The following is a 14949-nucleotide window of genomic DNA, read 5'->3' on the forward strand; positions in this document are numbered from 1 at the left end:
CTTTTCCGCACTGTGAAAAAAGAAAAGAAAGAGGGGAACAATGGGGAAGGTGAACCGCAGCAACGGTACTCTCCTAAAGTTTATAAAAAAACGAGCGCAATGAAAAGGCGGGAGGGGAACCGCACGCTCCATTGCGCTCGTTTTTTCAAAAGGAAGTGGGGGACGCGCAGGCGTCCGCAAAGACCTTACACGGAGAACAGCAGGTCGGAGTACACGGGGAAGGGCCAGTATTCCTTGGCGGTGATGGTCTCCAGCTTGTCGGCAGCGGCGCGGGCGGCGGTCATGTCGGCCAGGATGACATCGTGGCTGTAAGCCATGGCTTCCTTGGCGTCGGCGGGCGTGGCAGCCACATCGGCCTCCAGCTTGTCGCAGGCATCCAGCAGGGTGTCGGTGAGCTCGGCCACGCTCTTGGCGGTGACCGTCTCATACTTGCTGCTCACGCCCAGGGCGCTCTTGCTGTCGGCCCGCTCGCACAGGTCGGTGGCGTAGGCGGAGACGGCGGGCAGGATGTCGTGGCGGATCATATCCACCATGGTGTTGGCCTCGATGGCGATGACGGTGGAGTAGTTCTCCACGTGGATCTCGGCACGGGCGCGGATCTCAGCCTCGGTGTAGATGCCGTGGTTGACGAACAGGTCCACGTTCTTCTTGGCGGTGTACATGGGCAGGGCGTCGGCGGTGGAGGTCAGGTTGCACAGGCCCCGCTTCTCCGCCTCGGCGATCCAGGCGTCGTCATAGCCGTTGCCGTTGAAAATGATGCGCTGATGCTCGGTAAAAACCTTCTTGATGAGGGCGTGGAGGTCCGCCTGGAAGTCAGAGGAGCCCTCCAGCTGGTCGGCGAACTGCTTCAGCTCCTCGGCCATCATGGTGTTCAGAGCGATGTTGGGACCGGAGATGGACTGGGAAGAGCCCAGCATGCGGAACTCGAACTTGTTGCCGGTGAAGGCCATGGGAGAGGTGCGGTTGCGGTCGGTGTTGTCCTGGGGAATGGCGGGCAGCACGTCCACGCCGATCTGCAGGTTGCGCTTGCCGGCCTCCTTGAACTCGGTGCCCTGGATGATGGACTGGACCACGCCGTTGAGCTCGTCGCCCAGGAAAATGGACAAAACGGCGGGAGGCGCTTCCTGGGCGCCCAGACGGTGGTCGTTGCCGGCGAAGGCGACGGTGGCCCGCAGGAAATCCTGGTACTCGTCAACGCCCTTGACAAAGGCGGCCAGGAACAGCAGGAACTGGGCGTTCTGGCTGGGGGTGGAGCCGGGCTTGAACAGGTTCTTGCCGGTGTCGGTGCCCAGGGACCAGTTGTCGTGCTTGCCGGAGCCGTTGACGCCGGCGAAGGGCTTTTCATGGAGCAGGCAGACCAGGCCGTGCTTGTCGGCCACCTTCTTCATGACCTCCATGGCCAGCTGGTTGTGGTCGCAGGCGGTGTTGGCGTCGGAGAAAATGGGGGCCATCTCATGCTGAGAGGGGGCCACCTCGTTGTGCTTGGTCTTGGAGAGGACGCCCAGAGACCACAGCGTCTCGTCCAGCTCCTTCATGTAAGCGGCGACCCGGGGCTTGATGGCGCCGAAGTAGTGGTCCTCCAGCTCCTGGCCGCGGGGCGGCTTGGCGCCGAACAGCGTCCGGCCGGTCATGCGCAGGTCCTCGCGCTTGTTGTACAGCTCCTTGTCAATGAGGAAGTACTCCTGCTCGGGGCCCACCTGGGCGGTGACGCGCTTGGTCTCCGTGTCGCCGAACAGCCGCAGGATGCGGATGGCCTGGCGGGAGACCTCGTCCATGGAGCGCAGCAGAGGGGTCTTCTTATCCAGCGCATGGCCGGAGTAAGAGCAGAAGATGGTGGGGATGCACAAGGAGCCTTCCTTGATGAAAGCGAAGGAGGTGGGGTCCCAGGCGGTGTAGCCGCGGGCCTCAAAGGTGGCGCGCAGGCCGCCGGAGGGGAAGGAGGAAGCGTCGGGCTCGCCCCGGACCAGCTCCTTGCCGGAGAACTCCATGATGATCTTGCCGCCGCCTGCGGGAGAGATGAAGCTGTCGTGCTTCTCGGCGGTGACGCCGGTCATGGGTTGGAACCAATGGGTGAAATGGGTGGCGCCCTTTTCCACGGCCCACTGCTTCATGGCCTCGGCGATCTCGTTGGCGGTGGAGATATCCAGGGAAGTGCCTTCGGTAACGCATTTCTTCCAGGCCTTGTAGGAGGCGGAAGAAAGACGCTCCTTCATGGTCTCCTCGTTAAAGACCATGCTGCCGAACAGCTCGGGGAGTTTTAGGGTGGTACTCATACGTTTATCCTCCTATTTATCTTAATAAGAATCCTATCATAAAATGAGGGAGATTCAATAGGTAATACCTATAAAAATGACGGCGATTATTGACCACTGGCACCGTAGTTTGCCAAAACCCGGGCGGAGGGATCGTTGACGTTGCAACCCTCCCAGCTCTTGTTGGGCATCCAGAAATCCTTGATCATGGGCGCCTGGCCGGGATAGTATTTCTCGAAGATCTCCCGGTACAGAAGGCTCTCCTTGGTGAAGGGAGTGCAGTAGTCGTACTTGTGGCGGAGGGTCTCAAACTCCTCGTCGGTGTACTTCTCCTCGGCGTAGGCCTTCAGGTCGTCCACCATGGAGTGGCCCACGGCGTCGGAGAAGGCGGCCTTCTGGCGCCACAGGATGTCGTCCGGCAGCAGATGGTCGTTTTCAAAGGCGTGGCGCAGCAGGTACTTGCCCATGTTGTAGGTGTTGAGCTTCAGCTGGGGGTCGATGCTCATGACGTATTTCACGAAGTCCAGGTCGCCGAAGGGGACACGGGCCTCCAGGGAGTTGACGGAGATGCAGCGGTCCGCCCGCAGCACGTCGTACATGTACAGCTCATCCACCCGCTTTTTGGCCTCGTCCTGGAAGGCCTGGGCGCTGGGGGCGAAGTCCGTGTACTTGTAGCCGAACAGCTCGTCGGAGATCTCGCCGGTCAGCAGCACCCGGATGTCGGTCTGCTCGTGAATGGCCTTGCAGCAAAGGTACATGCCCATGCTGGCCCGGATGGTGGTGATGTCCCAGGTGCCCAGCATGGCGATGACCTCCTCCAGGGAGTCCAGCACCTGCTGGCGGGTCATATAGACCTCGGTGTGGTCGGCGCCGATGAAATCGGCCACCTCCCGGGCGTACTTCAAGTCGATGGCGTCCTTGTCCATGCCGATGGCGAAGGTGCGGATCTTCTTGCCCAAAATGAGGGAGGAGATGGCGCACACCAGGGAGGAGTCCAGACCGCCGGAGAGCAGGAAGCCCAGAGGGGCGTCGGCGTCCAGCCGCTTATCCACGCCGGCGATGAGCTTGTTGCGGATGTTGTGGCACACGGTCTCCAGGTCGTCGGTGGTGTACTTTTTCACGGTGGTCAGGTCCGCGTAGCGGATGAACTTGCCGTAGGCGTAATAGTGGCCGGGTGGGAAGGGGCATACCTCGTCGCACAGGCCCACCAGGTTTTTGGCCTCGCTGGCGAACATGATGGCGCCGTCCTTGTCGTAGCCGTAGAACAGGGGCCGGATGCCGATGGGGTCACGGGCGGCCACCAGGGAGTCGGTCATGGAATCGTAGATGATGAGGGCGAACTCGGCGTCCAGGCGGGAGAACATGGACAGGCCGTATTCATGGAACAGGGGGAGCAGGATCTCGCAGTCGCTGCCGCTCTTGAACTCGTATTTTTCGGACAGCTGCCGCTTCAAGGGGCGGAAGCCGTAGATCTCGCCGTTGCAGACCACGTAGTCGCCGTCCAGCTCGAAGGGCTGCATGCCGGCCTCCGTCAAGCCCATGATGGCCAGACGGTGGAAGCACAGGTAGCCGGACGGGGTCTCGATGATGCGGCTCATGTCGGGGCCGCGGGACTTGGTGCGGTCAAAATAGGGGCGGATCTCTTCTTTGGTGTAGGTCTTTTTGGAAAAACCCATGATGGAACACATATCAAGCACCTCCAAATTTTGTGCCGCCAACGGCTCCGGAGGGGCGGAAAAACGGCACATAACAAAAAACGCAGCTATCTCCTAAAAATTTTAGGACGAATAGCTGCTATCCGCGGTGCCACCTAATTTACCTCCCCTTTGACAGGGACGGTCACCTTCAAGGCTCCAACAAGCCCGTGTGATGTAACGATCACAACTCGTCGCACTTACTAGCGGAAACCGCGTTCAGATTGCAGCTACGGAGTGTTCTTCGCGCAGATTCTTTGTACGGGGTTTCCACTGTCTCCCGCTCACTGAAACGGAACTTCTGCGGTACTTTTCTCCATCAACGCCGTTGTCGATGTTTTAATTGATGTTTGGAGTTTACCACCGGAGGCGGACAGTTGTCAACGTCAAAACATACAAAATGAAAAGTTTTTTCCTTTATATTTTGAGACGGTGCATAGAATCGAACAGGGACGCCTGCTTTTCACAAAAAACAGGCGTCCCTGTGGGGCTTACAGGTTGATCTCCGGCTTTTCCCCGCTGGCCTGGTCCAGCAGAGGCGCCACCTGGCGGAGGAAGGCATCCACCTGCTCCGGGCAGCGGCCGATGTAGGCGCTGGGGGTCAAAACGGCCTCCATCTCCGCCTCGGTCATGCCGAAGGCGGGCTCCGCCGCCAGACGGCTGAGAAGGTCGCACTTTTCGCCCTCCTTCATTTTGGCCGTGGCGGCCATGGAGCAGGTGCGGATGATCTCGTGGAGCTCCTGGCGGTTGCCGCCCCGCTTCACGGCCTCCATCATCAGATTCTCCGTGGCGATGAAGGGCAGGTACTCCCGCACCGTGGCGTCCACCACCTTTTCGTTCACATGGAGGCCGTCGGTGACGTTCTGGGCCAGACGCAAAATGGCGTCGGCGCAGAGGAAGCCCTCCGGCATGGAGATGCGGCGGTTGGCGGAGTCGTCCAGGGTCCGCTCCAGCCACTGGACGGAGGCGGTCATGGGGGCGTTCATGGCGTCGGCCATCAAGTAGCGGCTGAGGGAGCAGATGCGCTCGGAGCGCATGGGGTTGCGCTTGTAGGCCATGGCGGAGGAACCGATCTGGTTTTTCTCAAAGGGCTCCTCCACCTGCCGGTCGTGCTGGAGCAGGCGGATGTCGTTGGCCATGCGGTAGCAGCTCTGGGCAATGGAGGAAAGGCAGTTCAAAATGCGGCTGTCCACCTTCCGGGGGTAGGTCTGGCCGCAGACGGGGAAGCACTTGTCAAAGCCGAACTCGGCGCTGATCTGGCGGTTCATCTCGTCGATCTTGGCGCCGTCGCCCTCGAACAGGTCCATGAAGCTGGCCTCGGTGCCGGTGGTGCCCCGGCAGCCCAGGAACTTCATATTGTCCAGCACGAAGTCCAGCTCCTCCAGGTCGGCCAGCAGGTCCTGCATCCACAGGGTGGCCCGCTTGCCCACCGTCACCAGCTGGGCGGGCTGATAGTGGGTGTAGCCCAGGGTGGGCGTGGCCTTATAGGCGTCGGCGAACTTGGAGAGGTTGGCCAGCACGGCGATGAGCTCGCCCCGGAGATACCGCAGGCCCTCCCGGTAGATGATGAGGTCGGCGTTATCGGTGACGTAGCAGCTGGTGGCGCCCAGGTGGATGATGCCGGCGGCGGAGGGAGCAACCTTGCCGTAGGTGTACACATGGGCCATGACGTCGTGGCGGACTTCCTTTTCCCGCTGGGCGGCCATTTCGTAATCGATGTCGGTGAGGTGGGCCTCCAGCTCCGCCACCTGCTCGGCGGTGACAGGGAGCCCTAAGTTGTGCTCCGCCCGGGCCAGGGCCACCCAGAGCTTTCGCCAGGTCTGGATGCGCATGTCGGCGGAGAACAGATGAAGCATGAATTGGGAGGCGTACCGGGACGCCAGGGGGGATTCGTAACGGTCTTTAGACATATGAGGTCAACCTTTCTTCCTATAAAAAGTTAGGAGGCATCCGTTTACGGATGCCTCCCGCTGGTTTGCGTGGTTTTCGCCGGAGGCGAAAAGGGCGTGCGCTCAGTCCTTCTTGTCCTGATCCCGGTTCCGGCGGCTGCGTACCAGCTGAATGCTGGAAAACACAAAGAAGAAAACGCCGAACACGGCCATGTCCCAGGCCTTCAGAAAAATGAACAGGGCGGAGAGAATGATGGATACGATCCACAAAAGAATCATGACGGTGTCTCCCGATTCCGGCGCCGGAGCTGTCCGGCGTGTATTTTGAGGCGGGGACGGGCCCGCCGGTCAGCGGATGATGATGGAATCCCGCTCGGGACCAACGGAGACATAGGTGATGCGGCAGCCGATCTGGGCCTCCACATACTCCACGTACCGCCGGGCAGCCTCCGGCAGGTCCTCCCACTTGCGGACGCCGGAGATGTCGCACTTCCAGCCGTCCATGTACTCCATCACCGGCTTGGCGTCCGGCAGGACGGCGGGGAAGGGGAAGTAGTCGATCTGCTCTCCGTTCAGCTCATAGCGGGCGCAGACGGGGACCTTGTCCATGTAGCTGAGGACATCCAGCTTCGTCAGGGCGATGTCCGTGGCGCCCTGGCACTGGATGCCGTAGCGGGTGGCCACGATGTCGATGGGACCCACCCGGCGGGGACGGCCGGTCTTGGCGCCGTATTCGCCGCCGGCTTCCCGAAGCTTTTCAGCCTCCTCGCCGAACCACTCGCAGGTAAAGGGGCCCTCGCCCACGCAGGAGGAGTAGGCCTTCACCACGCCCACGATCTTGTCGAGCTTGGCCTCGGGGAAGCCGGAGCCCACGGGGGCGTAAGCGGCGATGGGGTTGGAGGAGGTGGTGTAGGGATAAATGCCGTAGTCCAGGTCCCGCAGGGAGCCCAGCTGGGCCTCAAACAAAATGTGCTTGCCATCCTTCTGGGCCTGGCGCAGGAAGGCGCCGGTGTCACAGATGAAGGGCTTGATCTTCTCACCGTAATCGGCCACCCAGGCCTTTAGGTCGTCCAGCGTGTAGGGCTTGGCGCCGTAGACCTTCTCCAGCGTCAGATTCTTCCACTCCAGGATGCCCTCCAGGTGCTCCCACAGCTTGTCCGGATACAGCAGCTCACCGGCCATGACGGTCTTTTTCTGGTACTTGTCGGAGTAGAAGGGAGCGATGCCCTGCTTGGTGGAGCCGTACTTCTTGTCGGCCAGGCGGGCCTCCTCCAGACCGTCCAGGTCCCGGTGCCAGGGCAGCAGCAGGGAGGCGCGGTCGCTGATCTTCAGGTTGTCGGGGGTGATGGCGACGCCGTGACTGGCGATGTCCTGCATCTCCGTCCACAGGTTCTCGCAGTCCAGGGCCACGCCGTTGCCCAGGATATTCACCACGCCCTGGCGGAAAATGCCGGAGGGCAGCAGGTGCAGGGCGAACTTGCCCAGCTCGTTGACCACGGTGTGGCCGGCGTTGCCGCCGCCCTGGTAGCGGACGACCACGTCATAGTCGCTGGTGAGCAGGTCCACCATGCGGCCCTTGCCCTCGTCGCCCCAGTTGATGCCTACGATGGCGCAATTTGACATAATGAAAAACCTCCCGGTTTCAGTATACAAATACAGTTGGGAGAAAAACAGGTCCCAAACCTAAGTTATTATATCGGGAGTTTCCCCATAAGTAAAGAACAAAGTCATAATAATCAAGATAAATTTACCTAATGTTTTCCGGCGGAAGGTATCCGGGAAAGGGAAATTTGCGGCGCGGGCCGCGGACCGCTCTTTTCAAAGGGGAAAAGTTATGATATACTTTCCTGCGGAAAATACGCGAAGAGGGGTCGTGCACATATGACAGCCATTGGATTTGACAATCAGAAATACCTGACCACCCAGTCAGAGCAGATCAAGCGCCGCATCGCCCAGTTCGGCGGCAAGCTGTACCTGGAGTTCGGCGGCAAGCTGTTCGACGATTACCACGCTTCCCGGGTGCTGCCGGGCTTTGAGCCAGACAGCAAGATCCGCATGCTCCAGCAGCTCAAGGACGACGTGGAGATCGTCATTGCCATCAACGCGGCGGACATTGAGAAGAACAAGGTCCGGGGGGACCTTGGCATCACGTATGACGAGGACGTCCTGCGCCTCATCGACATTTTCCGGGGGATGGGGCTGTTCGTGGGCAGCGTGGTGCTGACCCGGTACAACGGCCAGGCGGCGGCGGACGCCTTTTTGAAGCGGCTGGCGGCGCTGGGCATCCGCTGCTACCGCCACTATCCCATCGCCGGATACCCCTCCGACGTGCCCCACATCGTCAGCGACGAGGGCCTGGGCAAAAACGATTATATCGAGACCAGCCACTCCCTGGTGGTGGTGACGGCTCCCGGCCCCGGCAGCGGCAAGATGGCCACCTGCCTCAGCCAGCTGTACCACGACTACAAGCGGGGCATCACCGCCGGCTACGCCAAGTTTGAGACCTTCCCCATCTGGAACCTGCCCCTCAAGCACCCGGTGAACCTGGCCTATGAGGCCGCCACGGCGGACCTGGACGACGTGAACATGATCGACCCCTTCCATTTGGAGGCCTACGGCAAGACCGCTGTCAACTATAACCGGGATGTGGAGATATTCCCGGTGCTCAACGCCATTTTCAAAAAGATCCAGGGCAGCTCCCCCTACCAGTCCCCCACGGATATGGGCGTCAACATGGCGGGCAACTGCATTGTGGACGACGCCGTCTGCTGTGCCGCCTCCCGGATGGAGATCCTGCGGCGGTACTACACCGCGTGCGTGGAAAAGCTCCAGGGCAAGTGCGGCGATGAGCCCGTGCGGAAGCTGGAGCTGGTCATGCAGCAGGCCGGCGTCACGACAGACGTCTGTCCGGCGGTGTCCGCGGCCCTTTTGAAGGCGGAGACCACCGGCGGCCCCGCCGGCGCCATGGTGCTGCCGGACGGCCGGGTGGTCACCGGCAAGACCTCCGACACCCTGGGCGCCGCCTCGGCGCTGCTGCTGAACGCGCTGAAGGCCGTGGGCGGCATCGGCGACCAGTTCGAGCTCATCTCCTCCCAGGTGCTGGAGCCGGTGTGCGACCTCAAGACCAAGTATCTGGGCCACAAGAATCCCCGCCTCCACACGGATGAGGTCCTCATGGCCTTGACCATCTCCGCCCTCACCAATCCTCTGGCGGAGCACGCCCAGCAGCAGCTGCCCATGCTCCGAGGCTGCGACGCCCACTTCACCGTCATTTTGAGCGAGGTGGACGAAAAGCTCTTAAAGCGCCTGGGCATCAACGTCAGCTGCGAGCCCCGGTACGAGACGAAGAAGCTGTATCACAAGTGAGAGACCAGAAAAACGGCGGTAGATTTCCTGCTGGAAAGCATACCGTCGTTTTCTCTGTTGCCGCCGCATGGGCGGCAGGAAAGGAACGTTATGGACCCTATTATTGAACAACTGGCCCAAGAGCTGGGCAAGCTCCCCCAGCATGTGGAAAACGTGGTGCGCCTGCTGGACGAGGGCAACACCATCCCCTTCATCGCCCGCTACCGCAAGGAGCTCCACGGCGCCATGGACGACACGTCCCTGCGGACGTTGGAAGAGCGGCTCCAATACCTCCGGGGCCTGCAGGAGCGGCGGGAGACGGTGAAAGCCGCCATCGAGGCCCAGGGCAAGCTGACGGAGGAGCTGGCCGCCGCCATCGACAAGGCCGCCACCCTGGCGGAGGTGGAGGACCTTTACAGGCCCTACAAGCAAAAGCGCCGCACCCGCGCCACCGTGGCCCGGGAAAAGGGCCTGGAGCCTTTGGCGCAGGTGCTGTTCGCCCAGGGACCGGACTGCCCGGAGCCTCTGGCGGAGGCGGAGAAGTACGTGGACGCGGAAAAGGGCGTGGAGACGGCGGAGGACGCCCTGGCCGGCGCGGCGGACATTGTGGCCGAGACCATCAGCGACGACGCGGAGCTGCGCAAGCGCCTGCGGGAGCTGCTGATGAAAAACGGCATCCTCCACAGTGTGGCCGCCACGGAAGAGGACACCGTCTACCGCCTGTACTACGACTTCTCCCAAGCCCTCTCCCGGCTCCAGGGCCACCAGGTCCTGGCCATGAACCGGGGAGAGAAGGAGGAAAAGCTGAAAATCAGCGTGGAGCTGGACCGGGACCTGGCCCTGCGGACGCTGCGGCGGGCAGTGGTGGTCCCCGGCAGCGCCGCCATGGAGTTTGTGAAAGCGGCGGCGGAGGACGCCTATGACCGCCTCATTTTCCCCTCCTTGGAGCGGGAGGCCCGCTCCGTCCTAACGGATACGGCCAACGAAGGGGCCATCGGCCAGTTCGCCTTGAACTTAAAGCCCCTGCTCATGCAGCCCCCTGTCAAGGGTAAGGTCACCATGGGCCTGGACCCCGGCTACCGCATGGGCTGTAAAGTGGCGGTGGTAGACGGCACCGGCAAGGTGCTGGACACCGCGGTGGTCTATCCCACCTACGGCCAGCGGCAGAAGCAGGAAGCCATCACTTCGCTGGATAATATGGTCAAAAAGTACAATATAGAGCATATTGCCATCGGCAACGGCACCGCCAGCCGGGAGACGGAGCAGATGGCTGTGGAGCTCATCCGCCAGGAGAAGGCGGCGGGCCGGACCGTCAGCTACATGATCGTGTCCGAGGCCGGCGCCTCCGTGTACTCCGCCAGCCCACTGGCGGCGGAGGAGTTCCCCCAGTTCGACGTGAACCTTCGCTCCGCCGTGTCCATTGCCCGGCGGCTCCAGGACCCCCTGGCGGAGCTGGTGAAGATCGATCCCAAGGCCATCGGCGTGGGCCAGTACCAGCACGACATGCCCCCCAAGCGGCTGGACGAGGCCCTTGCCGGCGTGGTGGAGGACTGCGTCAACGCCGTGGGCGTGGACGTGAACACGGCGTCGCCCTCCCTGCTGCAGCGGGTGTCCGGTCTGAACGGCACCACCGCCAAAAACGTGGTGGCCTACCGGGAGGAAAACGGTCCCTTCACCTCCCGGGCTCAGCTGAAAAAGGTGCCGAAGCTGGGGCCCAAGGCTTTCCAGCAGTGCGCGGGCTTTCTGCGGGTGCCGGAGAGCAAAAGCGTGCTGGACAACACCGCCGTCCACCCGGAGAGCTATGACGCCGCCAAGCAGCTCCTGGAGCTGACCGGCCACACCCTGGCGGATGTAAAGGCCGGGAAGCTGACAGACCTCACCGCCCAGGTGAAGTCCTACGGCGAGGAGAGGGCGGCGGAGGCCATCGGCGTGGGCGTCCCCACCCTGCGGGACGTGGTGGCGGAGCTGATGAAGCCCGGCCGGGACATCCGGGACGACCTGCCGGCGCCCATCCTCCGCACCGACGTGCTGGAGATGAAGGACCTCAAGCCCGGCATGGTCCTCACGGGCACGGTCCGCAACGTCATCGACTTCGGTGTGTTCGTGGATATCGGCGTCCACCAGGACGGCTTGGTCCACATCTCCCAGGTGGCGGATAAATTTATCAAGCACCCCTCGGAGGTGGTCTCCGTGGGGGATGTGGTGCAGGTGGTGGTCCTGGAGGTGGACGAGAAGAAAAAGCGCATTTCCTTGTCCATGCGCCAGGCAAAGAAATGAGGCGGCCATGGTCCTATCCATTGACCAGGTGAACGACCTGCTGGACGAGATGGCGGAGCAGTTCCCGGAGGCTCTGTTCGACGGCCTCAACGGCGGGGTGAACCTGCTGGAGGAGGCGGTGCCGGACCCGGAGTTCCCGGCGGGGGAGATGTATATTCTGGGGGAGTACTGCGAGGACGCTCTGGGCCGGTATATCAACCTCTATTACGGCTCCTTCACCGCCCTGGCGGAAAAGGAGGATTGGGACGAGGACGACTGGCAGGACGAGCTGTACACCACCTTTTCCCATGAACTGACCCACCACATGGAAAGACGCGGCGGGCTCCACGCCCTGGACGACTGGGACGCGGAGGAGCTGGCGCGGTGGCGGGCGGAATACGGGCAGGACGTATAACGAAAAAGGAGGCGGCGAAAGCCGCCTCCTTTTGGTATTTTCAGCTGACAGCGCCCGCGCAGCCGCAGAGCTTCCGGGCGGCGGCGCGGGTGAAAAAGTTGATGAAGGGCCCCAGGCCCAGGGCGCAGAACAGCGTTCCCAGCCCCACGATCCCGCCCAGGGCAAAGGCCGTCACCGCGCAGACGGAATCCGAGAGGATCCTGCACCAAAAATAGGGCAGGGGCAGCCGGTCCGCCATGATGATGGAAATGGCGTCATAGGGGGCGATGCCCAGGTCCGCCGTCTGGTACAGGGCGCAGGAGAAGGACAGAATCAAGACTCCCAGCAGCATGAGCCCCAGCCGCCCGGCCAGGGAGGTGGGAAGAACAAACAGGCGGGTGATGGCCGCCGTCCACAGGTCCGTGAAGACGCCCACCCCGAACCAGTTGAAAAAGGTGCCGATGCCGATGAACCGCCGGCCGCAGAAAAGCTCCAGGAGGAACCAGATGGAGTTGGCGGCGATGAGCGTAACGGAAAAGGGCTGGCCGATGCGGCTGCCGATGGCCATGACCATGGCGCTGCTGGGGTCGTTGCCCATCAGCGACAGCCGGAACAGGCACACCCCGATTCCCATGATGACGATGCCGCAGACCATAACTGCGCACCTGCGCCGCCAGAGTGGCCCGTGAAGAGCGAACATACCGCTGTCCTCCTGTCCATCAAACCTTGGCGGCGGCTTTCTTCCCTTGCAAAGCGCCGTCCGCCGTAGTATGATTATACAGGCAGAAATTCAGAAGAATATCAAATTTTCACCAGAGTAACAGCACAAAACAGCCAAAGTGCGGAGGCGGTAAAATGATCCAGCGGTCCAGAACGGTGAGCACCGCCCAAAACGGCGCGGAGCTGGGTGCCCACGGCACCGGCCTTCTGCCGGTGGCGGCGTATGACAACGACTATACGGAGCGGGAAGCCGCCTGGCACTGGCACCGGGAGCTGGAGCTCATCCGTGTGGCGGAGGGGCGGCTGCGGGTCTTGCTCCCAGGGGAACAGGTGCTTTTAAACAGCGGCGAGCTTTTGTTTATCAACAGCGGCGTCATGCACGCAGCGGCCAACGGCGGCGAAGGGGCGTGCCTCCTTCACTCCGTGGTGTTTCTGCCGGAGTTTTTGTGCAACGGGACGGAGGGCATCTTCTGGCGGAAATACCTCGGTCCCCTGGTGGAAAACGCGGCGCTGCCAAGCGTCCGGTTCCCCGGCGGCGGAGCCCATACGGCCCAGGCCCTGGCGTATATGGACAGGTTTTGGGAGGCGTGCCGGGAGGAGCCCTTCGGCTACGAATTTCTTCTTAGGGAACAGCTGAGCGGCATGCTGCGGCTCCTGGCCGCCGGCAGCGCCGAAGCTCCGCCGCCGGCCTCACCCCGGCGCCGGCGGGAGGATGAACGGGTGAAGGTGATGCTGGCCTATATCCAGGAAAACTACGCCTCGGAGATCACCGCCCGGACCCTGGCCGCCCAGGCCAGCATCAGCGAGAGCGAGTGCCTGCGCTGCTTCCGGGGCGTGCTGGGCACCACGCCCATCCAGTATGTGAAAAAGTACCGCCTGCAAATGGCGGCGGACCTTCTGACTGCCACGGACTGCGCCGTTACGGAGATCGCCCTCCGGTGCGGCTTTGCCCACATGAGTTATTTTGCCCGGGCCTTTCGGGAGCTCTTTGGGCTCACGCCCCGGGAATACCGGCGCAGAGCCGCGGGGGAACCTCAACAAACATAACAAGGAGGCGGCCTTTCGGCCGCCTCCTTCCTGCGGTTCGTTATTCCCATTCAATGGTTCCGGTGGGCTTCGGCGTCAAGTCAAAGAGCACCCGGTTCACGCCCTTCACCTCGGCGGTGATGCGGGCGGTGATGTGCTGGAGCAGGTCAAAGGGGACGTTCTCCACCGTGGCGGTCATGGCGTCCACCGTGTTGACGGCCCGGATGATGACGCACCACTCGTCGGCCCGCCGGTTATCCCGGACGCCCACGCTCTTCAAGTCGGGGATGGCGGTGAAGTATTGCCACACCTTGCCCTCCAGGCCGTTCTTGGCGAACTCCTCCCGGAGGATGGCGTCAGACTCCCGGACGGCCTCCAGCCGGTCCCGGGTGATGGCGCCCAGGCACCGCACACCCAGGCCGGGGCCGGGGAAGGGCTGGCGGTAGACCATGCCGTCCGGCAGGCCCAGGGCCTTGCCGCAGGCGCGGACCTCGTCCTTGAACAGCATCTTCAGCGGCTCCACCAGGGCAAAGTTCAAATCCTCCGGCAGTCCGCCCACGTTGTGGTGGCTCTTCACGGCCTTCACCGTCTTGGTGCCGGACTCGATGATGTCGGGATAAATGGTGCCCTGGGCCAGGAACTCGATGCCCTCCAGCTTCCGGGCCTCCTCCTCAAACACGCGGATGAACTCGGCGCCGATGATCTTGCGCTTGCGCTCGGGGTCGGCCACGCCGGCCAGCTTGTCCAAAAAGCGGTCCACGGCGTCCACATAAATGAGGTTGGCGTCCATCTCGTGACGGAATACCTGCACCACCTGCTCCGGCTCGCCCTTGCGGAGCAGGCCGTGGTTCACGTGGACGCAGGTGAGCTGCTTGCCGATGGCCTTGATGAGCAGGGCGGCCACCACGGAGGAGTCCACGCCGCCGCTGAGGGCCAGCAGCACTTTTTTATCGCCCACCTGGCGGCGGATGAGCTCCACCTGGTCGGCAATGAAGTTTTCCATGTTCCAGTTGGCCTGGGCGCCGCAGGTGCCGAACACGAAGTCCCGCAGGGCGGCTTCCCGGAGGGTGCCGTCAGCGGGCCAGGCGGGAGCGCCCTTGTGGTCGGCGCACAGCACCGGCAGGCCGGAGCCGTAGACAGCCTCGCCTGCGTCGATCTCCACGCCGTCCACCACCCGGTTGGGGCCGCCGTTGAGAATGATGCCCTTCACACCGGGCAAGGCTGCCAGCTCTTGGGCGGTGATATCGTGGGCGTGGATCTCCGTGTAAACGCCCATGGCGCGGATCTCCCGGGCGATTTTGGGATTTTCCTCGCTGCCCAGGTCCAGAATCAGAATCATGTCCTGCTTCATAAGTGCCTCCTGTCAAATTTAC

11 protein-coding genes and 1 other annotated feature are annotated in these 14949 nt (G+C 62.4%); of the genes, 4 read left to right on the forward strand and 7 right to left on the reverse strand.

All coding sequences use genetic code 11. The annotated features are described in order from the left end of the window. Positions 1-185 precede the first annotated feature (185 nt). The 5 genes from ACTQ4R_RS06885 to ACTQ4R_RS06905 all read right to left on the reverse strand — a co-directional run bounded on the left by ACTQ4R_RS06885 (position 186) and on the right by ACTQ4R_RS06905 (position 7458). Positions 186-2273, reverse strand: coding sequence for a glutamine synthetase III family protein (locus ACTQ4R_RS06885; protein ID WP_441627136.1), 2088 nt, complete (start codon positions 2271-2273; stop codon positions 186-188). An 86-nt stretch (positions 2274-2359) separates the two neighbouring features. Continuing rightward, positions 2360-3940, reverse strand: coding sequence for an asparagine synthase B (gene asnB, locus ACTQ4R_RS06890; protein WP_441627138.1), 1581 nt, complete (start codon positions 3938-3940; stop codon positions 2360-2362). 88 nt (positions 3941-4028) lie between these two features. Next, positions 4029-4278: a binding site (T-box leader), on the reverse strand. 159 nt (positions 4279-4437) lie between these two features. After that, complete coding sequence (purB, locus tag ACTQ4R_RS06895; RefSeq protein ID WP_441627140.1) at positions 4438-5856, reverse strand: adenylosuccinate lyase; 1419 nt, start codon at positions 5854-5856, stop codon at positions 4438-4440. 102 nt (positions 5857-5958) lie between these two features. After that, positions 5959-6114, reverse strand: coding sequence for a hypothetical protein (locus ACTQ4R_RS06900; RefSeq protein ID WP_441627142.1), 156 nt, complete (start codon positions 6112-6114; stop codon positions 5959-5961). A gap of 69 nt (positions 6115-6183) precedes the next feature. Beyond that, a complete protein-coding gene (locus ACTQ4R_RS06905) occupies positions 6184-7458 on the reverse strand; it encodes an adenylosuccinate synthase (protein WP_441627144.1) in 1275 nt (424 codons plus the stop codon). A 258-nt stretch (positions 7459-7716) separates the two neighbouring features. On the opposite strand from ACTQ4R_RS06905, the gene ACTQ4R_RS06910 reads away from it, so the two are divergent. The 3 genes from ACTQ4R_RS06910 to ACTQ4R_RS06920 all read left to right on the forward strand — a co-directional run bounded on the left by ACTQ4R_RS06910 (position 7717) and on the right by ACTQ4R_RS06920 (position 11851). Further along, positions 7717-9201 carry a DUF1846 domain-containing protein gene (locus tag ACTQ4R_RS06910; RefSeq protein WP_441627146.1) on the forward strand — a complete coding sequence of 495 codons (1485 nt, stop codon included), beginning with the start codon at positions 7717-7719 and terminating at the stop codon, positions 9199-9201. A gap of 90 nt (positions 9202-9291) precedes the next feature. Beyond that, the gene (locus ACTQ4R_RS06915) at positions 9292-11457 is read left to right on the forward strand and encodes a Tex family protein (protein WP_441627148.1); all 2166 of its coding nucleotides are present in this window, start codon (positions 9292-9294) and stop codon (positions 11455-11457) included. Between the two features lie 7 nt (positions 11458-11464). Next, positions 11465-11851 (forward strand): metallopeptidase family protein, encoded by a 387-nt coding sequence (locus ACTQ4R_RS06920; RefSeq protein WP_441627150.1) that lies wholly within the window; start codon positions 11465-11467, stop codon positions 11849-11851. A 40-nt stretch (positions 11852-11891) separates the two neighbouring features. On the opposite strand, the gene ACTQ4R_RS06925 is transcribed toward ACTQ4R_RS06920, so the two are convergent. Next, a complete protein-coding gene (locus ACTQ4R_RS06925; protein WP_441627152.1) occupies positions 11892-12485 on the reverse strand; it encodes a YczE/YyaS/YitT family protein in 594 nt (197 codons plus the stop codon). 200 nt (positions 12486-12685) lie between these two features. On the opposite strand from ACTQ4R_RS06925, the gene ACTQ4R_RS06930 reads away from it, so the two are divergent. Beyond that, positions 12686-13597, forward strand: coding sequence for an AraC family transcriptional regulator (locus ACTQ4R_RS06930; RefSeq protein WP_441627154.1), 912 nt, complete (start codon positions 12686-12688; stop codon positions 13595-13597). A 40-nt stretch (positions 13598-13637) separates the two neighbouring features. On the opposite strand, the gene guaA is transcribed toward ACTQ4R_RS06930, so the two are convergent. Beyond that, positions 13638-14927 (reverse strand): glutamine-hydrolyzing GMP synthase, encoded by a 1290-nt coding sequence (guaA, locus tag ACTQ4R_RS06935; protein WP_441627156.1) that lies wholly within the window; start codon positions 14925-14927, stop codon positions 13638-13640. Positions 14928-14949 lie beyond the last annotated feature (22 nt).

Origin of the sequence: Dysosmobacter sp. Sow4_B12 (assembly GCF_052116665.1) — a bacterium.
Classification (GTDB): domain Bacteria; phylum Bacillota; class Clostridia; order Oscillospirales; family Oscillospiraceae; genus Oscillibacter.

Excerpts from the sequence above, each read along its gene's own strand:
- ACTQ4R_RS06885 (WP_441627136.1), bottom strand. The coding sequence starts at position 2,273 with ATGAGTACCACCCTAAAACTCCCCGAGCTGTTCGGCAGCATGGTCTTT.
- asnB (WP_441627138.1), bottom strand. The coding sequence starts at position 3,940 with ATGTGTTCCATCATGGGTTTTTCCAAAAAGACCTACACCAAAGAAGAG.
- purB (WP_441627140.1), bottom strand. The coding sequence starts at position 5,856 with ATGTCTAAAGACCGTTACGAATCCCCCCTGGCGTCCCGGTACGCCTCC.
- ACTQ4R_RS06900 (WP_441627142.1), bottom strand. The coding sequence starts at position 6,114 with ATGATTCTTTTGTGGATCGTATCCATCATTCTCTCCGCCCTGTTCATT.
- ACTQ4R_RS06905 (WP_441627144.1), bottom strand. The coding sequence starts at position 7,458 with ATGTCAAATTGCGCCATCGTAGGCATCAACTGGGGCGACGAGGGCAAG.
- ACTQ4R_RS06910 (WP_441627146.1), top strand. The coding sequence starts at position 7,717 with ATGACAGCCATTGGATTTGACAATCAGAAATACCTGACCACCCAGTCA.
- ACTQ4R_RS06915 (WP_441627148.1), top strand. The coding sequence starts at position 9,292 with ATGGACCCTATTATTGAACAACTGGCCCAAGAGCTGGGCAAGCTCCCC.
- ACTQ4R_RS06920 (WP_441627150.1), top strand. The coding sequence starts at position 11,465 with ATGGTCCTATCCATTGACCAGGTGAACGACCTGCTGGACGAGATGGCG.
- ACTQ4R_RS06925 (WP_441627152.1), bottom strand. The coding sequence starts at position 12,485 with ATGGTCTGCGGCATCGTCATCATGGGAATCGGGGTGTGCCTGTTCCGG.
- ACTQ4R_RS06930 (WP_441627154.1), top strand. The coding sequence starts at position 12,686 with ATGATCCAGCGGTCCAGAACGGTGAGCACCGCCCAAAACGGCGCGGAG.
- guaA (WP_441627156.1), bottom strand. The coding sequence starts at position 14,927 with ATGAAGCAGGACATGATTCTGATTCTGGACCTGGGCAGCGAGGAAAAT.